23 protein-coding genes are annotated in these 23,258 nt (G+C 37.4%); 8 read left to right on the top strand and 15 right to left on the bottom strand.

The features are described 5' to 3' along the window. The first annotated feature begins 22 nt into the window (after window positions 1–22). Genes JF73_RS01190 through JF73_RS01180 form a run of 3 tightly spaced genes read left to right on the top strand, consistent with a single transcriptional unit; the run spans window position 23 to window position 2,225 of the window. Window positions 23–670: a M57 family metalloprotease gene (locus JF73_RS01190; RefSeq protein ID WP_052059619.1), complete on the top strand. Its 648-nt coding sequence runs from the start codon at window positions 23–25 to the stop codon at window positions 668–670. Window positions 671–694: 24 nt separating this feature from the next. Then, window positions 695–1,339 carry a histidine phosphatase family protein gene (locus tag JF73_RS01185; RefSeq protein WP_046326657.1) on the top strand — a complete coding sequence of 215 codons (645 nt, stop codon included), beginning with the start codon at window positions 695–697 and terminating at the stop codon, window positions 1,337–1,339. Window positions 1,340–1,367: 28 nt separating this feature from the next. Further along, the gene (locus tag JF73_RS01180; RefSeq protein WP_046326656.1) at window positions 1,368–2,225 is read left to right on the top strand and encodes a class I SAM-dependent methyltransferase; all 858 of its coding nucleotides are present in this window, start codon (window positions 1,368–1,370) and stop codon (window positions 2,223–2,225) included. Window positions 2,226–2,349: 124 nt separating this feature from the next. On the opposite strand, the gene JF73_RS01175 is transcribed toward JF73_RS01180, so the two are convergent. Genes JF73_RS01175 through JF73_RS01155 form a run of 5 tightly spaced genes read right to left on the bottom strand, consistent with a single transcriptional unit; the run spans window position 2,350 to window position 6,918 of the window. Then, a complete protein-coding gene (locus tag JF73_RS01175; protein ID WP_046326655.1) occupies window positions 2,350–3,060 on the bottom strand; it encodes an ABC transporter ATP-binding protein in 711 nt (236 codons plus the stop codon). After that, window positions 3,061–3,843: an ABC transporter ATP-binding protein gene (locus JF73_RS01170; protein WP_038521001.1), complete on the bottom strand. Its 783-nt coding sequence runs from the start codon at window positions 3,841–3,843 to the stop codon at window positions 3,061–3,063. It lies immediately after the preceding gene. A 3-nt stretch (window positions 3,844–3,846) separates the two neighbouring features. Continuing rightward, complete coding sequence (locus JF73_RS01165; RefSeq protein WP_046326654.1) at window positions 3,847–4,803, bottom strand: branched-chain amino acid ABC transporter permease; 957 nt, start codon at window positions 4,801–4,803, stop codon at window positions 3,847–3,849. Window positions 4,804–4,811: 8 nt separating this feature from the next. Beyond that, window positions 4,812–5,690 (bottom strand): branched-chain amino acid ABC transporter permease, encoded by an 879-nt coding sequence (locus tag JF73_RS01160; protein ID WP_046326653.1) that lies wholly within the window; start codon window positions 5,688–5,690, stop codon window positions 4,812–4,814. A gap of 28 nt (window positions 5,691–5,718) precedes the next feature. Continuing rightward, on the bottom strand, window positions 5,719–6,918 hold the full coding sequence (locus tag JF73_RS01155) for an ABC transporter substrate-binding protein (RefSeq protein ID WP_046326652.1): 1,200 nt from the start codon (window positions 6,916–6,918) through the stop codon (window positions 5,719–5,721). A 462-nt stretch (window positions 6,919–7,380) separates the two neighbouring features. On the opposite strand from JF73_RS01155, the gene JF73_RS01150 reads away from it, so the two are divergent. After that, complete coding sequence (locus tag JF73_RS01150) at window positions 7,381–7,695, top strand: hypothetical protein (protein WP_046326651.1); 315 nt, start codon at window positions 7,381–7,383, stop codon at window positions 7,693–7,695. 88 nt (window positions 7,696–7,783) lie between these two features. On the opposite strand, the gene JF73_RS01145 is transcribed toward JF73_RS01150, so the two are convergent. The 4 genes from JF73_RS01145 to JF73_RS01130 form a co-directional block, all read right to left on the bottom strand. Next, on the bottom strand, window positions 7,784–8,743 hold the full coding sequence (locus tag JF73_RS01145; protein WP_046326650.1) for a polyprenyl synthetase family protein: 960 nt from the start codon (window positions 8,741–8,743) through the stop codon (window positions 7,784–7,786). A gap of 1 nt (window position 8,744) precedes the next feature. Then, complete coding sequence (locus tag JF73_RS01140) at window positions 8,745–9,290, bottom strand: Gx transporter family protein (RefSeq protein ID WP_046326649.1); 546 nt, start codon at window positions 9,288–9,290, stop codon at window positions 8,745–8,747. 11 nt (window positions 9,291–9,301) lie between these two features. Then, window positions 9,302–9,676 (bottom strand): NusG domain II-containing protein, encoded by a 375-nt coding sequence (locus JF73_RS01135; RefSeq protein ID WP_046326648.1) that lies wholly within the window; start codon window positions 9,674–9,676, stop codon window positions 9,302–9,304. 74 nt (window positions 9,677–9,750) lie between these two features. Beyond that, the gene (locus JF73_RS01130) at window positions 9,751–11,646 is read right to left on the bottom strand and encodes an FAD-dependent oxidoreductase (RefSeq protein ID WP_046326647.1); all 1,896 of its coding nucleotides are present in this window, start codon (window positions 11,644–11,646) and stop codon (window positions 9,751–9,753) included. A gap of 247 nt (window positions 11,647–11,893) precedes the next feature. Here JF73_RS01130 and pplA point away from each other — a divergent pair, with 247 nt between their 5' ends. The 3 genes from pplA to JF73_RS01115 all read left to right on the top strand — a co-directional run bounded on the left by pplA (window position 11,894) and on the right by JF73_RS01115 (window position 15,025). After that, window positions 11,894–12,811, top strand: coding sequence for an extracellular electron transfer flavoprotein PplA (gene pplA, locus JF73_RS01125; RefSeq protein ID WP_046326646.1), 918 nt, complete (start codon window positions 11,894–11,896; stop codon window positions 12,809–12,811). Window positions 12,812–12,880: 69 nt separating this feature from the next. Further along, a complete protein-coding gene (locus JF73_RS01120) occupies window positions 12,881–13,972 on the top strand; it encodes an FAD:protein FMN transferase (protein ID WP_046326645.1) in 1,092 nt (363 codons plus the stop codon). 39 nt (window positions 13,973–14,011) lie between these two features. Then, the gene (locus tag JF73_RS01115; protein ID WP_046326644.1) at window positions 14,012–15,025 is read left to right on the top strand and encodes a UbiA family prenyltransferase; all 1,014 of its coding nucleotides are present in this window, start codon (window positions 14,012–14,014) and stop codon (window positions 15,023–15,025) included. Between the two features lie 55 nt (window positions 15,026–15,080). Here the strand turns inward: JF73_RS01115 and JF73_RS01110 are convergent, their stop codons facing one another. Then, window positions 15,081–16,583, bottom strand: coding sequence for a hypothetical protein (locus JF73_RS01110; RefSeq protein ID WP_046326643.1), 1,503 nt, complete (start codon window positions 16,581–16,583; stop codon window positions 15,081–15,083). A gap of 449 nt (window positions 16,584–17,032) precedes the next feature. Continuing rightward, entirely contained in the window at window positions 17,033–17,191 is a 159-nt protein-coding gene (locus JF73_RS09680; RefSeq protein WP_179853368.1) for a hypothetical protein, read from the bottom strand. Window positions 17,192–17,433: 242 nt separating this feature from the next. Between JF73_RS09680 and JF73_RS01105 the strand changes: the two genes are divergently transcribed. Beyond that, the gene (locus JF73_RS01105) at window positions 17,434–17,670 is read left to right on the top strand and encodes a hypothetical protein (RefSeq protein ID WP_046326642.1); all 237 of its coding nucleotides are present in this window, start codon (window positions 17,434–17,436) and stop codon (window positions 17,668–17,670) included. Between the two features lie 323 nt (window positions 17,671–17,993). Here the strand turns inward: JF73_RS01105 and JF73_RS01100 are convergent, their stop codons facing one another. The 4 genes from JF73_RS01100 to JF73_RS01085 all read right to left on the bottom strand — a co-directional run bounded on the left by JF73_RS01100 (window position 17,994) and on the right by JF73_RS01085 (window position 23,220). After that, window positions 17,994–19,808, bottom strand: coding sequence for an FtsX-like permease family protein (locus JF73_RS01100; RefSeq protein WP_046326641.1), 1,815 nt, complete (start codon window positions 19,806–19,808; stop codon window positions 17,994–17,996). A 54-nt stretch (window positions 19,809–19,862) separates the two neighbouring features. Then, window positions 19,863–21,668 (bottom strand): FtsX-like permease family protein, encoded by a 1,806-nt coding sequence (locus JF73_RS01095; protein WP_046326640.1) that lies wholly within the window; start codon window positions 21,666–21,668, stop codon window positions 19,863–19,865. An 11-nt stretch (window positions 21,669–21,679) separates the two neighbouring features. Further along, the gene (locus tag JF73_RS01090; RefSeq protein ID WP_046326639.1) at window positions 21,680–22,429 is read right to left on the bottom strand and encodes an ABC transporter ATP-binding protein; all 750 of its coding nucleotides are present in this window, start codon (window positions 22,427–22,429) and stop codon (window positions 21,680–21,682) included. 176 nt (window positions 22,430–22,605) lie between these two features. Next, window positions 22,606–23,220, bottom strand: a complete 615-nt coding sequence (locus tag JF73_RS01085) for an ECF transporter S component (RefSeq protein ID WP_046326638.1) — start codon at window positions 23,218–23,220, stop codon at window positions 22,606–22,608. Window positions 23,221–23,258: the final 38 nt, after the last annotated feature.

The following is a 23,258-nucleotide window of genomic DNA, read 5'->3' as shown; positions in this document are numbered from 1 at the left end:
AGGTAACGGAGTTGATCAAGGCATGAAAAATATGCGCCATTTCTTAGCTAAACTGGCTTGTGCATTAATAGTTGTTTTAACAATTGGAAGTAATTTACCAGCAATTACAGATAATTCATCATCTGTGTGGTCTTCTCAAGTCATTTATGCCAAAAAAGCTAAGAAGAAAGCCAAGAAAAGTAAAAAAGCCAAGAAGAAAAAAGCAGCTGCTGTCGCCACATCTTGGCGGTGGAAAAAACCTAAGGCATCGGTCTATATTGATCTTGAAGACAATCAGGAACTTATTTCTGCTACAAACGATGCGATTGAGGCATGGAACAAGACCGATGCCTTTACTTTTACCAAAGCAAGCAGTAGGAAAAAAGCCAATATTGTTGTTGAACAAGTTTATAGTCCCAACACCAACTATGCTGGTTACACCACTTTTCATTACTACGTGAAGACTGGAATTATGTATTCTGCCGTTACCAGATTAAACATTTATTATTTACAGAACTTTTCACCGTATAATTATACCTACGAACGTATTCTCAATACTGTAGAACATGAACTAGGGCATGCAATTGGACTTAAGCATAATAACGGTGTGTCTGTGATGTACCCAACGGGCTCACTTTACCCTATTGAGCCTATCGATATTGACCGAGTAGAGAAACTATATCACGAATAAATTTTTAGAAGTGCGGAGGAGAAAATGAAAAGAATATACATTGTTCGTCATGGTCAAACTTACATTAACCGTTACCACAAAATGCAGGGTTGGTGTGACACACCTTTGACAGACAAAGGAATAGCCGGCGCTGATCAAGCTGGTGAAATTTTAAAAGATATTCCTTTTGATATTGCTTTATCAAGTGATGTGAAAAGAGCTAGTGATACCTGCGACATCATTGTTAAGCACAATGTTAATCATGATGAAATTCAGCATATTGCGACGCCTTTTTTCCGTGAACACTTTTACGGCTACTTTGAAGGTATGGATATTGACGCTGCTTGGCAAATGATTGGCGGTCCTCACGGCTACCAGAACCACAGTGACTTATTTAAAAATGAACCAATTGACACCATTAAGAACTGGATTAAAGATGCAGACCCATTTCATGACGCGGAAAACGCGCAAGAATATTGGCAAAGACTTGATAAAGGCTTTAAATTAATTAGCCAATTAGATGGTGCCGAAAACATTTTACTTGTAACTCATGGTTTTACTATCCGCAGTATTGCAGATCGTTATGGTGATTTTGCTATTACCGAAGATCCACGCAATGCTTCTGTAACAGTTATGAATATGACTGAACAAAAAATGAAAGTTGTTTCATACAACAACACAAAAATATGATATTTTCCTGCAACTAGGAGGAGAACTTATGCAGTCTCAGGATGACTACTCTGCAATTACAGATAATTTGAACAATTGGAACGATCGGGCTGATGTTCATGCCCATGGCGGTTATGGCAATCTGTCTGAATTTGCCCAGAACCCCGAGGCTATCACTACTACAGTGAAACATGACTTAGCAGTATTAAAGCCCTTTTTACCTGCCAATTCTGTTAAAAACAAGCGCCTACTGCATTTGCAGTGTCACATTGGTGACGATACACTCAGCTGGGCCCGTCTGGGAGCTAAAGACGTTTATGGGTTGGATTTTTCACCTACGGCTTTGAAATATGCGCGTAATCTAGCTAAACAAGCTAAAACACCAATTACTTATGTCGAAGGCGATGCTCGTTTTGCGGCCGCAGCCATGCCTGAAAAATTAGGTCAATTTGACTTAATTGTCACTAGTGCTGGTACTATTACATGGCTTCCTGACCTTAAATCATGGGCAAACTCTATTGCGCGACTGTTAGCGGTCGGTGGCACTTTTATGATTAGGGACAGTCATCCAATATTATTTGCTTTAGACAACGCGGGATTGGAAATTATTCAAGATTATTTTAGCGGCACTGAAGTTACCTATCAGTCAGATGCTTCGTATACGCCTAATTCTGCTGGTAAAATTAAGCACCAGACTAATCATAATTGGGCCCATGATTTTGCTGAAATTATTAATTCATTGATTGCTGCGGGCCTAACCATTAAACAAGTTGGTGAGGAAAAAGTTACTGATTGGAAAGCTTTGCCATCATTAATCTATAGTAAAGAAGATGAGGGCTGGGTTCTTCCCCCTGATTCACCACAATTTCCGCTTGAGTTTTCAGTAGTTGCGCAAAAATTATCATAAACCCGCTTAAATTCACTAAAAAGGCTAACTTTTATAATTATAAAAGTTAGCCTTTTAATGTAGTTTAGTTTATTTTTGACCTAAGATTGTATTTAAAATTTTTTACTTAAAAAGATACTATCTATTAACCACCAAAATAGACCTTTTGGACTTCCGGATTAACTAATAGTTCTTTACCAGTGCCGCTTAATTGCACTACTCCAGTTGCAAGCACATACCCCCGATCGGCAATTGATAATGCCTGTTTAGCATTTTGTTCAATCAATAAAATAGTCGTGCCCTTTTCATTCAATTCTTTAATGATTTTAAAAATTTCCTGAATATATAAAGGCGAAAGCCCCATTGAGGGTTCATCTAATAACAGCAATTTGGGCTTTGCCATTAAGGCACGACCCATTGCCAGCATTTGCTGCTCACCACCAGACAGCGTGGCGGCATCTTGGTGACGCCTTTTTTGCAAAATAGGGAATCGTTTGAAGATTTCCTGATAAGTCTTTGCAGTTACTTCATGATTTTTTTGGAGAAAGGCTCCCATTTGCAGATTTTCCATTACTGTCATCCCTGCAAAAATATGTCTGCCTTCTGCAACTTGTGAAATGCCGGCGCTGACGATTTGCGGGGCACTTTTATGTTCAATTTCTTTACCAAGATATAAAATCTGACCGCTCTTAGGCTTGAGCAATCCTGAAATTGTCTTGACAATAGTTGATTTGCCGGCACCATTAGCTCCGATTAAAGTTACTATTTCACCTTGATTAATTTCAAAACTGACGTTTTTAACTGCTTGAATGACACCATAGTTAACAGACAAATCTCGTACTTCTAACATAGCCATCTAGTCTTCACCCTCTCCTAGATATGCTTCAATCACTTTAGGATTTGCTTTAACTTCTTCTGGACTGCCAGTAGCAAGCATTTCTCCTTGATCTAGAACATAAATTCGTTCTGCTAAATTCATTACTAAAGACATGTCATGTTCTATTAGTAGAACGGTAATTTGAAATTCTTTTTGAATGTATTTGATAAGATTGGTTAAGTCAGCTGTTTCTTCGGGGTTCATACCGGCAGCAGGTTCGTCTAAGAAAAGAATTTGCGGTTGTGTAGCTAAAGCACGGACAATTTCTAACCGTCTTTGTGTACCATAGGGCAAGTTTTTAGCAAGAGTATTTTCGTTTTCAGTTAAATCAAAAATTGCTAGTAGTTTTTGTGCCGCTTCTTTCATGTCCTTCTCAGTTTTATAATAACGGGGCAAACGAAAGACAGTGGTTAAAAAGCCTTCTTGGTACTCATTGGTCATCGCAGTCAAAACGTTATCCATGACAGACAAGTTTTTAAATAACCGAATATTCTGAAAAGTTCTGGATAAGCCCAAGTCAGCAATTTGAACAGCACTTTTATGGGTTAAGTCATAATTTTGATTATTAACTTGTAAATTGATTTTGCCGCTTGTTACCTGCACCATACCAGTTAACAAATTAAATAAAGTGGTCTTGCCCGCACCATTAGGTCCAATCAAGGCAACTAGTTCATGCTTATCTAAATGAAGTGAAACGTCATTAACTGCAGTCAATCCGCCAAATTTGCGCACTACATGTTCAACCTGTAATAAGTGTGCCATATACTAGCCTCTTTCCTTTTTGCCAAAATGGCGGGTTAAGTTTTTAAGTGAAAATTCCCAATTACCTAAAAGCCCAGATGGTTTGAAAATCATAATTAATATGAGGGCAATAGCATAGATAACCATTCTCAAAGAACCAAAGTTTTGTAAAACAGTATCTAAAACTCCCAGCACAGTTGCTGCTACAAATGTACCTGTCATACTACCAACACCACCTAAAACAACTATCACTAAGATAGAAATTGATTCCATGATACCAAAATTTGATGGTGAAATTGTTTGTAAATAAGAGGCATGTAAGCTGCCGGCGATAGCAGCAGTAGCTGCGCCCAATACAAAAGCAGCTAATTTCCATTTAGTAGTATTAATGCCCATTGCTTCAGCGGCTATCTCATCTTCACGCACAGCCTTGATTGCACGCCCATTTTTGGAACGAACAAAATTCATCAAAACGATTGTAGTCACACAAACTAAGATATAAACGGTAGGCCATGAACATAACTGGGGAATATTAAACATGCCGGCAGAGCCGCCCGTAATTTTCAAATTATTAATTACGTTGCGAATAATTTCAGCAGCCCCTAACGTGGCAATTGCCAGATAGTCGCCTTTCAAGCGAATAAACGTGGCTGTTCCAATCACACCCGCAATAATGACGGCTAAAAGCACACCTACTAGCAGTGAAAGCAAAAAAACAACTTCATTACTCATGTGTTGCGTAATGATTGCAGTAGCGTACGCACCAATTGCCATAAAACCGGCATGACCCAGTGAAAACTGACCGCTAAAGCCGATAATCAGGTTCAAACCTGTTGCCAAAATAATATTAATGCCAATCGTAACCAGCATGTTTTCAATAAAATCATCAATTACGCCAACTATGATTAAAGCGTTAATTAAGTAAAAGCCGGCTACCATAATTACGAGCCACGATAAAATGTATTTCCAATTAACCTTCATTTTGCCACCTATACCTTTTCCTTGGCATTTTTGCCGAAAATACCTGCTGGTAAAAAGAGCAAAATGACTATTAACACAAGATAAACTACTGCATCTTTATATGCGGACAAACCGATAGATTGGAAGAAGGTTTCTAAAATACCGATTAAGAAGCCACCAAGTGAGGCACCGGGTACCGAACCAATTCCTCCTAAAACGGCTGCCACAAAGGCTTTAATGCCGGGAGTCATCCCCATTAAAGGATCAATTTGATTATAGTACATGCCAATCAGCACTCCTGCCGCACCAGCTAAAGCTGAACCCAAGGCAAAAGTAAAAGAAATCGTGTGATTAACATTAACCCCAACTAATTCGGCAGCAGCAGGATCAACAGATACAGCCCGCATTGCACGTCCCATCTTAGTTTTTTTAATAATCAGTTGCAGTGAAACCATTAGTATCAAAGCAGTTACTAAAATTAAAATTTGAATATTGGAAATTTGAACGCCGCCAAAAACATAGTTGACTTGTTCAATTACCTGCGGAAAACTACGTGCGTTTGAACCCACAAAGTAAGACATGCCATTTTCAAGTAAAAATGAAACTCCGATAGCTGTTATTAAGACAGCAATTCGCGGTGATTTACGCAATGGTCTATAAGCAAAATACTCAATCACTACACCCGAAACCGCACCAACAATCATTGCTGAAAGTAATGCCGTGATGAAGTTAAAATGCCAAGCATTAATTACATAGTAGGCAAAGAATGCCCCTAGCATGTAGATATCGCCATGAGCAAAGTTAATTAAATTAATAATGCCGTAAACCATGCTATAGCCTAATGCCAGCAAGGCATATATTGAGCCCAGTGACAAGGCATTAATGATTTGCTGTGATACTGTTTGCAAATTTAAGCGCCCCTTTTAAATTTTGGATCTATTCAACACTAAATGAATTACTTACTTTGCCATTAGTCATTTCTTCAATTGCAATTGGCATTTCTGGGTCATGAGTTTTATTAACTGTAATCTTACCGGTAACCCCATCAAAATCTTTAATCTTAGCTAAGCCAGCAGCAACTTTAGTTGAATCATCTGATTTTTGTTGTTCAATGGCAGTCTTAACCATGTAGACTGCATCATAAGCTAAAGCTGAAAATGTTGGAGCCGGTGCATGATAACGAGCTTTAAAGGCATTCATAAACTTGACAGCTGTTGGGTTCTTAGCAGCTACACGAGTGGAAAATGGTGTGGTGTAGTAAACTTTAGTAGCATTCTTAGCACCAGCAATTTGGGCAAGTTTAGGATCAGCCATACCGTCACTACCCACGATTGGTACTTTAATACCCATTTGCCGTGCCTGCTTAACAATCAGACCAACTTCTGTGTAATAGCCCGGAACATAAATAGCGTCAATCTTCTTTGACTTAAATGAAGTTAAAACGGCGTTAAAGTCCTTGTCACCTTCTGAATATGTTTGGCTATCAACTACTTTACCCTTATATGTATTCTTAAAGGCTTTTGCTAAACCAGTACCGTAATCACTTGAATTATCAGCGTAAACGGCTACACGCTTTGCTTTCAGCTTCTTTGTGACAAACTTAGCGGCACTTTCTCCTTGGAAATTGTTTTGGAAACAAGCTCTAAAAACGTATGGTTGAACCTTGCCGTTTTTCTGTTTAGTGTAATCAGGATCAGTTGCAGAAGGACTCACGCTGGGAACTGCTGCTTTAGTAATATTAGGAATTTCAGCTGTTCCCGCATTAGTAGTGGCCGGCCCTACAATTGCTGCTACCTTATCTTTATTTACCAGTTGTGCTGCTACCGAAGCAGAAGTAGCAATCGCCGTTTTGTTATCGCGAATAATCAGCTTAATTTTCTTTTTATGACCGTTAACATCAATGCCGCCAGCCTTGTTAATTTCAGCTGCTGCTAGCTGAATTCCCTGTTTCTGGGCATTTCCGTAACCTGCAGCCGTGCCAGATAATTCCATGTTGACACCAATTTTGACAGTGTCTTTATCTTGATGAGTACCGCTACTGTTACTACTCTTGGCAACTGAACAACCTGCCATCATAAAGGCGGCTGTTCCTACCGTTAGGATACCCATCATTTTTTTAGTAAACTTGTTCATCATTTTCTCCTTCTATAACTAGCCTGGTAACAAAAACCTCATTCAACTTAATGAATGAGGCCCAAGATAGTTATTTGTTAAGCCCTATTCATTAAGACGCAAACAAGGGCTCAACATGTTAATTACTAAAAGTAATTCTTTCACGCTAAGTCCTACGCGACAACAACAAGGCAATCAAATTTTGAGAAATGCTGTTTCTAATGTTGATTCGTTTACTTAAAAATTGATATTTCATTAAAATTGCCTCCTCAAAATTTAATTTAATACTTAGGATTATAAGTAAAGGTATGTAGCATGTCAAGTACAATTAGTAATTATTTTGAACAAATTTCTAAGCTTTTTTTATTAATCCTGCTGGTAATAGGATTAGCAGCTGGCAAAATACTATTTGCACTTGCTCACAAATTAAACATGTGATCTTATGAACTTTATGGTAAAATAAAGTTGTTGAGAAGGAGGCATAATATGTTTGCTACAGTTTTTTACTGGATTATAATTGCTGCTACCGGTCTTTGGGGAGTATGGTCAGCAGCCTGGTCGATGATATATGTTGCTAAACATGAAAACGGCAACTTATGGATTTTTGCAATAATTAATGTTTTGATTTTAGCTTTATTAGGTCTGGCTGATTTGATCTATAGCACTGAGGGCAATCAGTGGTATTGGTTTTCTTCCACTAGGGCAGACATTAGCCTTTTGGTATATATGCTTATTGCATATTGCGCTTTGGTAGTTTTGCAAGTATTGTTCGGCATTACACGTAAGCCTAAAAAAGCTTAAAATTAAAACTAACAATCATCTTTAGTACCTGAAAAAGTTTTTACTAATATAAAAGGAGGTTGAATAATCAACCTCCTTTTTTTGCTATTTAATAATTTCTGGTAAGCATTTTTTGAACTATCTCAACAACCTCATCATATCCAGAATAATTGCTAAATTTATCTTTAAGCAGTGCTAGCGCACTACTCGTAAAGTCATTTGCCAGCTTCTGGGCGTGCCTAATGCCGCCTAATTCATTGACTAAATATTCTATTTGGGCTAACTCACTAGAACTTATATCTTTACCCTTCTCAACCAGCTTATTTAATTTACCAGTGTTATCTTTTTTTAAGGCAAAAATTAGTGGCCCGGTATAAACACCGTTAACTACATCAGATAAAACTGGCTTTTTTAATTCGGCAGTTGACGCAGTGTAATCTAAAATATCATCCCGTAATTGAAACGCTTGTCCAAATAGCACACCTACTTGCTGAGCACTTCTGGCCAGTCTTTTGTTAAGACCACCTTCAAGCGCCCCAATATAGCAAGAATAGCCAAACAAGCTTGCCGTTTTGCCCCGAATTTGTTCAAGATATTCTTTTTCAGTAATCGAAGTATTGTACTCATTACCAAATTGAGTAGTCTCACCAGCAAGAATTTTTTGCATAGTTGAGCCATTAACGCGTAGATTAGTTATTTTTGAAGTATTTTCACTGAGCAATTGTAATGAAAGTGCAAATAAATAGTCTCCAGCATAGAGCGCAATAGTCTTGCCATATTTTGCCTGCACTGACTCCCTGCCCCTTCTGACACTGGAATTATCTATAATATCATCATGAATTAAGGTCGCGTTATGAAGAATTTCAACCGAACCGGCAATATTAATTAGTCTTTCCTTTTTTGGCTCATCACCCATATTGCCAAAAAGTAAGACAAAACTGGGACGCAATTGTTTGCCGGGCTTGGAAAATGTGTACCTGATTGCTTCTCCCAGTTTACCTTTGGGAGTCCTGATATTTTTTTGGATGCTGCTTTGGACTTTTCTTAATTCTTTTTCTAGCCTTGACATGTTAAATACCTTTATTAATTATCCCTTTAATAAAACTCAATGCATCAACGTAATGCATTAAAAAACTACTGACAAGACCAACTATTGTTCCAGAAAGAATTCCGAATACTGTCAATAATGGCAAATATAATAAAACATATTTACTTTGTGCTAGCAGCACTGCAATTAATAATTGACCAAAATTATGACAGACGCCGCCAAGGATTGATACTCCTATTATGCTCAAAAATCTGGGAACCAATGGTAAGAACATTTTCATTAAAAACAAACTTAAAAATGAACCTGCAGCAGCAAATAAAAAGGTACTGGTGCCCCCTGTCATCAAAGCGGCTAATACTAAGCGCAAAAACGTCAGTAAAATACAATCTTTAAAAGGTAAAATCATTAATGCCACCATCGTAATAATATTGGTTAGGCCAAGCCTAGCACCAGGTGCAAAGAAAAAGGGTGCAGGAAACATTTGCTCAACCACGCTAAGAATAATTCCTTGGGAGCATAAAATTCCTGTAAACACATACGTGCGTAAATAACTATTTGTTTCAGTCATAATACTTAAATCTATTCATCATCAATTTGATTTTCGTTTTTTAACTCAACTAAAAATTTGTGTGGCAAACAAACAATTGTATCTCCGCTTTTACTTTTCCAGCCTTCTTTAACACATACTTGGTCCTTGCAGTTAGCATCAATTGCGCGAATTTTGTGGTTTTTCACCTGTAAAATATTAATTTTACCGTCTCTTTGATACTGCCATTTTTGGTCATGATCTAAAGAAAGCTTTTTAACTTGGCGATTATTAACTTTTACTATAGCGATTACCTGATTACCCTCTTTTTTAGAATTATGTACCATAAAAAAGGGCGTGAAACTAATAATTAATAAAATTACTACAATTAAAAAGTCACCAGGTTTAAGCCTCTTTAAAATTTCCATGTCTTACCTCACTAACAATTAAAACTAAAAAAGTCTTATAGATAAAACCATAGGACTTTTTAGAATTACCATTGTTAGTTTTTTATTCCATTTTTATCAACGTGGTAAATCGGCTTCAAGACGCCATATCTAAGTTTAGTAAGTTTCTTTTGCAGCCACGGAACAAACCACATGTCAAGACCGAATGCTCTACCCGAGCCGTTCATTACAGCGATAGCAGCAAATACCATCCAAACATTGACCCAGTAGTTCATCCCTGATAAGCAGAAAATAGCTACGAAGATTGCGCTCATGCCACCAGCAAACCACGTGCATAAGCCTAATACTAACATAATTCCTAAAACAATTTCCAAACACGTCATAGTCTTTTGTGCTACTAGTGCAGCTTCTTTATTAGGAATTAGAACTTTAGTTACTGCTTGCACCCAACTTGGCATTTTATCAAAAACTGCCATTGGGGAATGACCATAATCATAATTGAGAGAAAATAGAGCAGGGGCAGCAGTGGTAGCGGCTTTACCACTTGCGGCAGTTGTAGCCGCTGCCTTCTGTGAAGCACCACTGGTAGCAGCTTGAACTAACCAAGGAAACTGTAATTGCAGCTTATTAGTGAACCAAGAGCCGCTGCCCTGTACCTTGTACCAGCAGTCAACTAACCACATCAAGCCTAAATAAATTCTCAATGGTACTGCCCATAAAACATTGCCGTACCTATTAAGATTGCCCCGCCATAAAGTAGGCCGTTTTATTCTGAACCATTCGTCCATTACATAGTGGAAAAGATAGTAACCGGAATAGATTTCCATAAAGTAAATCATGTCCACTACGTCTTTCATCAAGATAGCGAAAAAGCCACTCAGATGGAAAGTATTAACTAAAGACGCAACACCCCAACTAGGTCCAAGTGAAACCATAAAGCCGGAATAAGTACCCTTAAATTTAACGGGTTCACCGCCGTTAATCTGACTTAAAATATTTCTTAGAGCACATTTACCGGCGGATTCAGCTCCCTGAACTACTTGTGGTTCACCGCGGCCGCTGCCGTCAGCATCATAAAGAGCCACATCACCTATGACATAAACGTGGGGATCGGTTGGAATTTGTGAATATTCATTAACTAAAATTCTACCGCCTCTACCAGTTTCAAAGCCAAAGTTTTTAGCTGTAGCAACAGCCTTAACACCAGCAGTCCAGATCAATGTCCTCGTTGGATACGTTGAACCGTCTTTCAGGTCAATATAATTTTCATGAACACCAACTACACCTGTATTGACTTTAATATCTACGCCCTGCTTTAAGAGATATTTCTCCGCCTTGTCAGCATCAGCGCGATCAAGCATATTCATTACTGTTGGCGCCATTTCCATCATGGTTATCTTGATGTCGTCTTTTTGCAAATTATATTTTTTAGCTAAATCACCACGCCAAGAGTTTAATTCCCCAGCCATCTCGGTTCCGGTAAAGCCAGTACCAACAACGACGAAGTTGAGGTATTGTGCCCTTTTTTCAGGATCTCTTTCTTGAGAGCCTAAATGAACCATCAGATCAATGTGATCCCGCAGTTTTTCTGCATCATCAAGATTACCCAAAACAAAGCCGTTTTCTTTAACACCAGGAGTGTTAAAGTCATTAGGCTGCGAACCAATAGCTAAAATGACGTAATCGTATGGATAAGTGCCATTATCGCCAATAACTTTTTTGGCAGATTGATCAATTTTAGTAATATTGTCAGTTACTACATCAACGTTTTTTCTCCGTGAAAATAAACGCTGCAGATCATACTTAAGACTCTTAGCTTCTACTCGGTTAGCTGCTACTTCGTGTAAAGAAGTCATCATGGTCATATAGGGATTTTTATCAATCAGCGTAATTTTAACATCATGCCGCTTTTTTAATTTTTTGGCAAGATGCTTGGTGGTATACAGACCGCCGTAACCGCCGCCAATTACTACAATATTCGTTTCAGCCACTTTTAACACTCCTTAATGCAAATGTACTAGTTGTCATTTATTATACTAGTAATTACCACTATGGTAAAGTGGCTACTTTCACAATCTTTCCTAATTTTGTTTTTGTTACGCGCTTTCTTTGCTGTTAAAATAACTTTTTTGTTTTTAAATTTTGTAGTTGCACAAAGTAAAACTGTATTTTATAATCTAATTAAGTGAATGTGTACACAATGTTATATGGTTTGATATGATCACTGAGGGAGATATTATGAAAAATAATAAATTTATAACCAGCACAGCTATTTTGGCACTTTCTACGCTTTTGCTTAGTGCTTGTTCAACTACGGCTAAGAAAAGTTCTTCAAGCGATTCTAAGCCAAAAGAAAGTAAGGTCGAAAAGAAGAAAACCCCTAAGCAGATTGCCGGTGGCAAATTGCAAGATGGGGTTTACAAATTAGTCGAAGACAATTATTTCAATGGCTATAAAGTAAAGGTTTCTATGACCGTTAAAGATGGCAAGGTTACAGACACAAGCTATGATAATGTAGACAAGAATGGTAAATCAAAGGCGAAAGACGCTAAATATGAAGCACAAATGAAGAAGTATTCTCAAGCAAAAATCGGTCCTAAAGAATACATCCCTAAATTGCAAAAATCATTCGCCGCTAGTGGCGCTAATTCAAGCGCTATCCAAGTCGTTTCCGGTGCTACCAGTTCAAGCACCACTTTAAAGAACTATGTCAACCAGTTAACACAGGCAGCTCAAAAGGGCGATACTGCTACCATTCACATCAATAACAATCAAAAATTAAAAGACGGCACATATAAATTAGCAGAAAAGAACTACAGCCACGGTTACCGTCAAGTGTTAACCATGGTAGTTAAAAAAGGCAAAGTCAGTGATTTTAAATACGACCAAATTAACAAAAAAGGTGTTTCCAAGACCAAGAATGCTGCTTACGAAAAGCAAATGAAGAAAGTTAACAAAGTTGGACCGAAAGAGTACATTCCAAAATTACAAAAAGAATTCTTAAAAGCTAAAGGAAATACCGAAAAAGTTCAAGCAGTTTCGGGAGCAACAGAGTCTTCTCATTCATTTATCGCTTATGCTGATCAACTAATTAATGCCGCACAAAAGGGTGAAAGCGGAACTATCAAGGTTGACAATATTGTTTATCAAGAATAAAAAGTTAATTAGTTAATTACAAAAGGAGTGACATTTAGCCGCTCTTTTTTATTAGGAGAAATAAGTGATATGACCAAGCAAACAAACAAGTTTATGCTGGTAATTGCAATTTTATTAGCATGTTTTAGCCTAACTTCTTGCTCAACTCAAAGTAAAACTAGTGCCCCGGTAAAAACACCTGTTACCACTACTCCCACTTCAGATACCCAATTTTTAATGGGAACAGTTTGCACCATCAAAATTTACAACAAACACCAGCAAAAAGCCCTGAAGGCCGGCTTTAACCGAATTAAGGAATTAGCAGCTCAAACCACAGTTAATCAAAAAGGCAGTGAAATAGACAAAATCAACAGGTATGCTGGAATTAAACCGGTAAAAGTTACCCCTACTATTTACCGTATGTGTAAAGACGCCTATCATTACAGCAAAATTTCTGCTGGTACATTCGACTTAACAATTGGACCAATTACCAGCTTATGGCGAATAGGTTTCCCCGATGCCCATAAACCAAAAGCAAGTACCATCAAAAAACGGCTACCATTAGTTAATTACCATAATGTGGTTTTTAACGATCAAAAACGCACCGTTTTCTTAAAGAAAAAGAAGATGATGCTTGATTTAGGAGGAATGGCTAAAGGCTTTATTTCTGATGAAGTTATGAAAGTCTTGCAAAAAAAGGGCGTCACCAGTGCCATTATTGATCTGGGCGGCAATATCTACGTTTTAGGCAACTCCCCAACCAATAACAGTAATTGGACCGTGGGGATTCAAGACCCCAGTGCTGCGCGGGGTGATGCGATCGGCTCCTTACCGGAAAAGAATGCTACTGCAGTAACATCAGGTATTTATGAGCGTTATCTCAAAGTCGGAAACAAAATTTATAGTCACTTAATGAATCCCCAAACGGGTTACCCTTGTCAAAACAACTTGTTAAGTGTCACAATTATTGCCAAGCGGTCAACCACAGGTGATGGACTGTCAACTGCAGTATTTAACCGCGGTTTGAAAAAGGGCTATGACTATGTAGAACATCTGTCAGGCGTAGAGGCAATTTTTATTACTAAAAAGAAAAAAGTCTACGTTACCTCGGGCTTAAAAGATAAATTCAAACTGTTTACGGATAATGGTTATCAACTGGCAAAGTTAAAAACCAGCAATTAATTTTGGATAAATAAAGACAATATTTTGAAAGGAAAATCAATGGAGGCTAAAAAAAAGTACAGTCATTTTACAATAACCGATTTTTTTGAGTTGGTGCGGCTTAATACCAAGCTCAATAGTTTAATGCCTTATTTATTAGGAATTCTATTTGCTTACTTTTATTTTCATACTTTTAATTGGCAAAATTCTTTAATATACCTAGTTGCTCAAGGCGCAATAGCTTTATTTGTGACTGGTTTTAATAACGTTCAAGACTATCGTCTGGCTAAAAGCAAAGATTATCAAAAAGAACATAATTTAATTGGCAAACGTAATTTATCGCCGACAACTGCAATGGCGGTCATGCTTACTCTGCTTTTAATCGCAGCAGTTTTAGGAATTTGGCTAACTGTGCGAACCAATCTTTTTATTTTGCTGATCGGTGCCCCCGGACTTTTTGTGGCTGTATTTTACACCTACGGCCCCGTTCCCTTTTCCAGAGTACCGCTAGGCGAAATTCTTGCCGGTTTATTCGAAGGACTGGGAATTATGTTCTTAGCCGTTTACATCAATTCACCAGTAAGTCAATTAGCCTATTTAAATTTTGATTGGCCGCAATTTATTGTTGGGGGCAATTTAGCCAACCTCCTGTTAATTTTTTGGGTAGCTTTACCACAAGCTTTCTTTAACGCAGCAACGATGCTGGCGGACAATACCTGCGACTTAAAGCAGGACTTGGCTAATGGCCGTCACACCCTACCTTCATACATTGGAGTTCAGAATTCCTTAAACTTGTTTAGTTTTTTAACCCTGGCTCCATTTGCAATAGTCGCTATCAGCGTCATATTTCGTCTTTTACCCATTTGGCAACTATTAATTTTTGTAACTTTGCCGAAGCTCTATAAAAACGTGCAGGCATTCAGGCAGAAGCAGACCAAGGATATGGCTTTCTGGGTTGATGAAGATAACATCAAGCACAGAGTACCCACAACTTTTGATTTAGCACCGCAAAACTTGTTTTGGTTTCAATTAATGCAAGTCTGCGGACTAATTTTAGGCATTATCTTTCATTAATTAAAGACGCTGAAAAAAGCACGCTCTTTAGCGTGCTTTTTCATTGTCTAAATTTTTAAAACTCAACTTTGTGATGCCGCGTCACTGTTAGCAGATAAATAGCAAAATAAGCCAGCAACATTAGCACTATTGGCAGCCAAACTTCATAATATGCTGTTGGCAAAACCTGATTGAAAAATCTCAAGCCAAACAAAACATCAAAGACCCCAAATATTGCGGGAATAAAGAACAAAAGTCCGGTTTTGCTCTGCCATGTTCTTTGAGTCAGCCTCTCATTTACTAATTTCTGATCTCGTTTAGCAGCTTTGACTACTATTATCAAGATCGCAATCAGGCTTGCACCAAATACAAATGCCAGTGAGTAGCCCAAGATCTTCATTTCTTTACTCATCCCCAATATCAGCTGATAAGTAGCCGCCTTAGAGTTGCTATAGAGGTGACTATAAGCAAGATTACTTTGAGCCCGTTTATGCTCAATTTTTAGTAAAAACGGCCAATCTCTATCAAAACTGTTTAGCTGCACCACAGTCAGATATTTAGTTTTACCTTTAATCTTATTTAATTCTGCAGTTGAACGAAGTGCAATTTTTTTATTTTTAAAACCATTGGGAACGAGTTCACGAAAACTATCATCTGCTAGAGAATTTTTATTCAATTGGTCTAACTTAATAGATTTGACTTGAAAATTGCGTCTACCGGTGCTTTTGACATACTTAATTGGATTATTTGCCAATTCATTACGAACAAAATAAAAGTGCCCTTTTGTTTCTTTATAATGATAAGTTTGTTGCTTTTTAATTTTTAGTTGCGCCACATCGTTTTTAATATTGGCGGTGTTGCTGACAATTACGCCATCATAATAAGTTCCCCTCTTAATATCTTGAGAAAAGGCATTAAAGTCATGACTTAAAGCCAGAGCGCCCATAGTCAAGGCAAAGAGTATGGAAATGATAGTAAAAACGCCAGCATAATGATGAAGTCCCTGCTGCGTTTTTCCTCTAGTTAAATTAATTTTGCCAAACCAATTTGCAGGCACCAAGCTTAATAACGAGTGGCAAAGCATATAAGTACCTGATACAATTGTGACAAATGCTGGTAATAAAGGATTAAACAGACTTTGACTAGGTAAATTTAGCATAAAGTAGCCTGCAACTACTGCCGTCAACCCTAAAACCACTTCAATTATTCTTAGTCCTAAATGTTTTTGAAAAATTGCAGGTGCAACTTCTTTTGCAGCTACACTTTTTAAAATAGTTCTGGTTAACCTATAAGTTACTACTATGCCGCCAACAATTATTAGAACCGCCAGTAACATAGCCACTTGCATGCCTGAATTTATCCGCAGAAAACTGTTAATGACGTTAAAATTCGGCACATTTGGTTTTATTAAACCGCTAAATAACTTAATAATTAAAGAAGCTATATCCAACCCTAAAATAATACCAGCAATTATCATCAAACCGCCAATAATGAGTGTCGCACAAAGTTCTATCAGTCCAACGCGCATATTTTTTAATTTTTGCATCAAGATCACCAAACTTTCTGTTCGCTCCTTCAAGCAGACCACCTTTTAACTTAATTATAGTTAGCGCTACCAACTTTTTAATAAGCTATCTATTTTCTTTAGCATATTTTAATACTTAGTTTTTAAAGCATTTCCCTTTATAGAAAACTTGCTTATCTTTATAATTTTTTTCCGGTCTAAACTTTATAAATAATCCATCTACAAATGCTTCATAGAAACAATCATCTACTTTAGACTCTATTTTTAGATTCCCACTTAACTTACAAACATCTTTCGCATCTTTCTAATTTATCAAAGTTGGATCAGCATATAATTCACGTAATAACTTTGCCTTTTTTTATTTATTCATTTTCGAAGAATCTTCGTTATTTATATAAATAATATAATTGTTTTTTTATTAGTAAAATTGTCATATTTGCCACAAATAAGCTAGATATGACAAATATAAAAAAGGCGGGAGAAAAATCCCACCCCTTTGTTGATTACCACATAAATATCCAAAAAATCTTTTCAATTAAATTAGCTAACTTATCGAGAAAGTTTGCTAATTTATCAAGATCTTTTCCTAGCTCTCGCAGTGCAGGCGTTAGGATAGATAGTAGTAAACAAGTTAGAAGAAATAAAAGTACGACCTTTCCCATGCAATCACCTCCTTTCAGGGAGGGTTGAAAGACGTACTTTTATATTCTATCATGTGTTCTTGTGTTATAATTGTTATAGAAGAAATAAAGTGCGATTTTCGCATGCAAAAGAGGCGTACTAAGCGTCTGGGGCGATCCAGCTGGATCGCTTTTTTGTTTTTTAAAAGATAACTCGGACTGAACCTCCGCAAAGAAAAAATATTTTCCAGTTGATTTACTCGCCGTAAAGCAGTCCTAAGTTAATGCAATGGTTGGTTGTCTCCGTAGATCGCAAAATATTATCTTCTTCAGCAGGGCTTTTAAACACAATCTTGGCAATCGCTGGTCCATTAATGACGACATTATTTACCATCATAGCTGGCACAATCAATGTTAATTATGCCCTGTATGGTGTCTTGGGATTTAGTGCAATCGTCTTCACTGTTACTTTAACTGTAATGATAAAAGTCAACAAAACAAAACAAGCTGAAATTACATAAAAATTTATTGATGTTTTTACCTAAAAAATCCAGATCAATCCAACATTAAATAATGGAACCTATACCAATTTTTCGCATACTAGGGATAAAAGCGTCTCCCCAATTAAGATTTTGTGAAATTAAAGTCTTTTTTACCGGGTAATTTTGCACAATTTGAACAATTAAAAAATCGTATCCAAAAGGACACGACTAGACGAAAAAAATAAGCATTAGTCCAAGCAACTTTTGCTTATTTTTTCATGAGATGTTGCGTGAATTCCCATCAATTAAAGAGTTACTAGTTTAATTTTGAAAATTTATTTCAAAATCCGGTCTTTTTATGATTATTTATTTGTGAGTACAATTTTTTCATATAACGTAACTGTTAACAAGTAATAACCCAGATAAAGCACAATAAATATTGTGAATGGAATCCAGATATTATGGTATGGAGATATCAGCAATGTTTTAAACAGTTGTAAGCCACAAAGGACATCTATTATGCCTAAAATTGCAGGCATGGTAAACAAAGTACCAATTTCCTTTCTAATTGAACTGCGCAATAATTGTGGCCTGGCTCCAATTTCATGTAGCATCTGGTAGCGTACCTTGTCACTAGCGGCACCACTTAAAACTTTAAACATTAACGTCGAAGCGAGCATAGTCAGAAATGCTATTCCTAAGAAAAAGCCCATAAATTCAAAAGCACTGGTAAAGCCAATCATATTATTATAGTTATATGATTTGGAAGAAAGGTAAATATCTTGGTAATTGCGATTTTCCCTTAGTTGCTGTTTTTGAATTTGTTTAATCACTGGGAAATCATGGACAAAGTCTTTAACTTTAATATAACTGACAAATTTTTTCTGACCACTAAGTGTATTCCACCTTTTTGGTGAAACTAGCTTAATTTTCTTAGGAATGCCGTTAGGCACCATTTGACTAAAAATGCTGTTGGCAGCTGTTTCCGGTCGATCCAGTTCGGCAGTAACCAGTGTTTTCACTTTATATGTAGGTAAATTGTCTTGATTGTCATGAAAATAGATTTCTATTTCTTTCAGCGGCTGTTTTTCAAATTCCGCGCGGTTAAAGTAGAGGTGCATCCCCTTTTCTTTGTAGTGATAAGTCTGCTTATTGCTAATGGTTAACTTAGCTTCTGCTTTTTTAACTGCTGGTGTCTGACTAACAATTGTAGCATCATAATAAATGCTTTTTTGCGTCTCATCCTTCATGGAGCCAAAATTAAGCCCCACTGTAATTGCACCTAGCGCCAAAGCAAACAGAATTGAAATCATAGTTAATATCTTGGTGTAGCTTTGCAAGCGAAATTTCAACTGCCCAAGAGTAAATTCATTAATGCCACGATATGAAAAAGATTTTTTATTAAGTAAATAATTAATTATAGCTGTAAAGACACTATTAAAGACGAAGAAAGAACCAGCAATAATTGTTACTAAAGCGGTGGGAATAAGAAAGTAAATATATCTGGTGGACAAAGTCATTACATAGTAACCGACAGCCAGCAAAAGCACACCGCAAATTGCTTCAATTCCCCGCAAAACGGGATGATGATTAAGATTAATGGGAGTTTGATCTTCGTGTAAAAGATCAATTACCGGAGTATGTGTAAGTTTGTGCACATTGCTCAGTGCACCCAAGAGAAAAATAATAACAAAGAAAAGCAAAGTCCCTATTATTGCGATGGGCAATATTGCCTTATAGTGCGTAATTTCCAGCCCTAGTTTACCTATCAGCACCTTGGTAACTATAGTGGTCAACCCAAGCCCCAGTAGTATTCCCAGCAGAACTGCTAAAAAGCCGGTTAGCAGAGTTTCAGAAAAAATTAGTAAACCAATCCGCGTGCTTTTGGCTCCAAGCATCATATACATGCCATAGTCATGCTTACGCATACTTAACAAAAACGAATTGGCATAAATCAAATAGACAGATGTAATGATTACTAACAAAATAATGCCAAAGGTAAAAATATACGTCAGGTATGCTGTTCTACCATAGACATCTTTACTAATAAATACAGGGTTAGTAGCAATTGACAAGAACATATAGAAAATCATGCTGGCTACAATCAAGCCGGAAAATAATACCAGATAGTCTTTCAGCCTATTCCTAATACCCGTCACGGATAGCTTCCAAATCATTACTGCTCCTTTTCTTTTACTAAAAACAAACTTGTATTAATTACTGCCCCAATTTTATTCATGTGCAAGCACGATTTTTTCATATAATTTCACCGTTAATAAGTAATAAATCAGATAAAGCACAATAAAAATCGTAAAGGGAATCCACAAGTTCTGGTAGGGGTGCGGTAAGAGCAGTTTAAATAATCTTAAGCCAAAGAGAACGTCGATCACGCCCAATACACCAGGCAGAAGAAACAGCACTCCAATCTCATTTCTGATAGATTGACGCAATACCTTTACCCTTGTGCCAATTTCAAATAACATTTGGTAGCGCACTTTGTCACTGGCTGCACCACTTAGCACCTTGAACATCAGGGTTGAAGCCAGCATGGTTAGAAAGGCAATACCTAAAAAGAAGCCCATAAATTCAAACCCGCTGCTGAAATTCTTGATTAACTGGTAACTGCCAGCCTTGCTCGAAGTATATATATACTCATAAGCAGAATTTTCTTTTAACTGCTGTTTTTGCAATTTTAAGATGGTGGGGTAATCTTGATCGAAATTTTTCACATTTACGAAACTGACAAATTTATTCTGCCCTTTTTTCTGTGCCCACTTTTCAGGTGAAACCAAGCGAATAATTTTAGCGATACCATTAGGAACCATAGCGCCAAAAGCATTATTGGCATACGTTGCTGGCACATCTAATTTTTTAGTAGGTAAGTTGATCGTCTTGTAGGCGGGCTGACCATTTTTCATGTAAAACTTGACGTTTTTAACTGGATTATTATTAAATTCACTGCGGTTAAAGTATAAATACTTGCCCTGTTCCTTATAATGATAAGTTTGCTCACGGGTAATAGTTAGCTTATTTTTAGCCTGCTCAACTTTGGGAGAGTCACTGATAATAGTAGTGTCATAGTAGAAATTGCCTTCAAGTTGCTCACTGAGCGTGCTGAAGTTAAGCCCTACAGTAATAGCTCCAAGTGCCAAGGCAAAAAGCAGTGAAACCACGGTTAAAATTCGGGTATAATCATGCAGCCGAAACTTCAACTGGCCTAAAGTAAATACCCGGATGCCATGATAAGAAAAGCTTCTGCGGTTAAGCAAGAACCCAATTAAGGCACTGAAAAAAGCATTAAATGTGAAGTATGAACCGGCAACTATGGTCACTAGCGCTGCTGGAATAATAAATAAAATAGCGTTACCCGGCAGACCCAGAATAAAGTAGCCTGCAGCTAAAAGTAACAGACCCAATATTCCTTGAATCCAGTGCAAGACCGGCTGACGCTTGTAGGCGACCGGCTTTTGGTCATCACGCAATAATTCAATTATCGGCGTCTTGGTTAATTTACGGACATTTTTCAAAGCACCAAATAAGAAGATGAAAATGAAGAAGATAATCGTCCAGATAATAGCATTGGGTAAAATAACGGCAAAATGCTTCACCGTCAAGCCTAAACGAGATATCAGCAGCTGGGATACAATAGCGGTCAGACCAACGCCCAGCATAATACCAACTATTGTGGCAAAAATACCGGTTATCAGAGTTTCTAGAAAAATTAGTGCCCCGATTTTAGTACTCTTAGCTCCGAGCATCATGTACATGCCGTAATCGTGTTTGCGCATGCTCAGTAAAAAAGAGTTGGCATAAACCAGGTAAACCGCAGTGATGATTACCAACAAGACAATACCAAAACCAAAGGTAAAGCGGACATAGTTACTTGGTGCTGCAATATCATTTTTGATAAAAGTAGGATTAATGGTGATTGTGAGGAACATGTAAAAAATCATGCTGGCAACAACCAAGCCGGAAAACAAAACCGCGTAATCTTTAAAGCGACTCTTGATTCCCGTTAAGGACAACTTCCAAATCATTTTTGTTCTCCTTATTCATCAGTATCTAAGTGATCAATTAACAGATGATAAAATTCCTGCCTCGAATGCCCGTTTTTCAACATTTGTTCACCAATTTGGCCATCTTTAATAAATAAAATGCGACTGGCAAAGCTGGCAGCAAACGGATCGTGCGTAACCATCAGAGTAGTAATACCATCATTTTGGTTTAAATCAGCCATAGTATAAAGCAACTCGCGGGCGCTCTTTGAATCCAAGGCGCCAGTTGGCTCGTCCGCAAGCAAAATTGCCGGTTCATGCACCAACGCCCTAGCAGCTGCCACTCTCTGCTTTTGCCCACCAGATACTTCAGCAGGATATTTAGCCAATATTTCTCTAATCCCTAACCTAGTCGCAATTTTGTCAACCAGCGGATCAATTTTTCTGGGAGAAATACCCTGTAAGCTTAAAGGTAAAGCAATGTTTTCGCGATTAGTTAAATTTTCCAAGAGATTGAAATCTTGAAAAATAAAGCCAATTTGCTGACTCCTAAAATCAGCCAGCTGATTAGCATTTAGCGTGTTGTTATCTTCGTGATTAATAAAAACATTACCCGTTGTTGGTTTATCTAAAGTCGACAAGATATTGAGCAACGTTGTTTTACCAGAACCAGAAGCACCCATAATCGCTACAAATTCGCCTGAATTGACCGCAAAATTAATTCCTTTGAGAGCCTGATACTGCTTTTCGCCCCGCTTGCCGTATGTCTTAGTGACTTGATCTACTCGTAAAATTTCAGTCATTTGTATAATCCTCTTTGTAATACTTGTGTACTATTTATCTAATACACTAATTTAACTACTCAACATTGTCAACAAAAAAATAAGCCTTTCAAAAATTGAAAGACTTATAGCAGCTTTTTTCGTTGATGCTACTGGTAAACAAGAAATATTAAATTTTGTTTAAAAATTTACTGGGTTTACCCTAGTCGAGCTAAAACCTTATTGAGCGGAGCAACAATAATTGGCGTCACCACCGCAGTAAACACTGCTTCAACCAGGCCATTCATGCCTAAAGCAATTATTAAAGCTTTAATTAAGGGCGTGCCGTGGCTAAAATTGCCTAAGTGCCCCATTAGCTGAGCGGGATTACCCATAAAAATAAGGCTGGTTAGCAAAATTACAAAAATGGTGTTGGTCAAAGAAGTAATAGCACCAGCGGCGGTATAACTTACTTCTTTAAAACGGTTTTTCTTTTTAACGGTTAATTTGCCAATTAGTCCGGGGAATAGTCCCGCTAAGACACTTGGAATCACGGCGATAACAAAATTCTGAAAGAGCATTAAACTCACAATATCTCCCGGTTGGGTATAAGCCTGCACCAAACGGGCAATACCCCAGAAAATACCAAAGAAAGTCCCGGCTATTGGTCCCATAATTAAAGAATAGACGGCAACAGTCAAGGGAACAGTTGTGATAGCAGGAAGTGTTGGCAATATTCGAATATAACCGATATTAGGGATGAAAGTTTGCAATAAAAAGATTGCGACAAATATGGCTGTAATAGCCAGGTTCTTAGTTTCTTTTCTACGCATCTAAGTCCTCCTTAAAAAACACCTTGCTATTATATTGC

The organism is Lactobacillus helsingborgensis (genome assembly GCF_000970855.1).
GTDB classification, from domain to species: Bacteria; Bacillota; Bacilli; order Lactobacillales; family Lactobacillaceae; genus Lactobacillus; species Lactobacillus helsingborgensis.
Note: the sequence above shows the minus strand (reverse complement) of the source record. Positions and strands in the feature narration are given on the sequence as shown.

Bases quoted from the DNA above. Each gene is read 5' to 3' on its own strand.
- JF73_RS01190 (WP_052059619.1), top strand. From the start codon at position 23: ATGAAAAATATGCGCCATTTCTTAGCTAAACTGGCTTGTGCATTAATA.
- JF73_RS01185 (WP_046326657.1), top strand. From the start codon at position 695: ATGAAAAGAATATACATTGTTCGTCATGGTCAAACTTACATTAACCGT.
- JF73_RS01180 (WP_046326656.1), top strand. From the start codon at position 1,368: ATGCAGTCTCAGGATGACTACTCTGCAATTACAGATAATTTGAACAAT.
- JF73_RS01175 (WP_046326655.1), bottom strand. From the start codon at position 3,060: ATGGCTATGTTAGAAGTACGAGATTTGTCTGTTAACTATGGTGTCATT.
- JF73_RS01170 (WP_038521001.1), bottom strand. From the start codon at position 3,843: ATGGCACACTTATTACAGGTTGAACATGTAGTGCGCAAATTTGGCGGA.
- JF73_RS01165 (WP_046326654.1), bottom strand. From the start codon at position 4,803: ATGAAGGTTAATTGGAAATACATTTTATCGTGGCTCGTAATTATGGTA.
- JF73_RS01155 (WP_046326652.1), bottom strand. From the start codon at position 6,918: ATGATGAACAAGTTTACTAAAAAAATGATGGGTATCCTAACGGTAGGA.
- JF73_RS01150 (WP_046326651.1), top strand. From the start codon at position 7,381: ATGTTTGCTACAGTTTTTTACTGGATTATAATTGCTGCTACCGGTCTT.
- JF73_RS01145 (WP_046326650.1), bottom strand. From the start codon at position 8,743: ATGTCAAGGCTAGAAAAAGAATTAAGAAAAGTCCAAAGCAGCATCCAA.
- JF73_RS01140 (WP_046326649.1), bottom strand. From the start codon at position 9,290: ATGACTGAAACAAATAGTTATTTACGCACGTATGTGTTTACAGGAATT.
- JF73_RS01135 (WP_046326648.1), bottom strand. From the start codon at position 9,676: ATGGAAATTTTAAAGAGGCTTAAACCTGGTGACTTTTTAATTGTAGTA.
- pplA (WP_046326646.1), top strand. From the start codon at position 11,894: ATGAAAAATAATAAATTTATAACCAGCACAGCTATTTTGGCACTTTCT.
- JF73_RS01120 (WP_046326645.1), top strand. From the start codon at position 12,881: ATGACCAAGCAAACAAACAAGTTTATGCTGGTAATTGCAATTTTATTA.
- JF73_RS01115 (WP_046326644.1), top strand. From the start codon at position 14,012: ATGGAGGCTAAAAAAAAGTACAGTCATTTTACAATAACCGATTTTTTT.
- JF73_RS09680 (WP_179853368.1), bottom strand. From the start codon at position 17,191: ATGGGAAAGGTCGTACTTTTATTTCTTCTAACTTGTTTACTACTATCT.
- JF73_RS01105 (WP_046326642.1), top strand. From the start codon at position 17,434: ATGCAATGGTTGGTTGTCTCCGTAGATCGCAAAATATTATCTTCTTCA.
- JF73_RS01100 (WP_046326641.1), bottom strand. From the start codon at position 19,808: ATGATTTGGAAGCTATCCGTGACGGGTATTAGGAATAGGCTGAAAGAC.
- JF73_RS01095 (WP_046326640.1), bottom strand. From the start codon at position 21,668: ATGATTTGGAAGTTGTCCTTAACGGGAATCAAGAGTCGCTTTAAAGAT.
- JF73_RS01090 (WP_046326639.1), bottom strand. From the start codon at position 22,429: ATGACTGAAATTTTACGAGTAGATCAAGTCACTAAGACATACGGCAAG.
- JF73_RS01085 (WP_046326638.1), bottom strand. From the start codon at position 23,220: ATGCGTAGAAAAGAAACTAAGAACCTGGCTATTACAGCCATATTTGTC.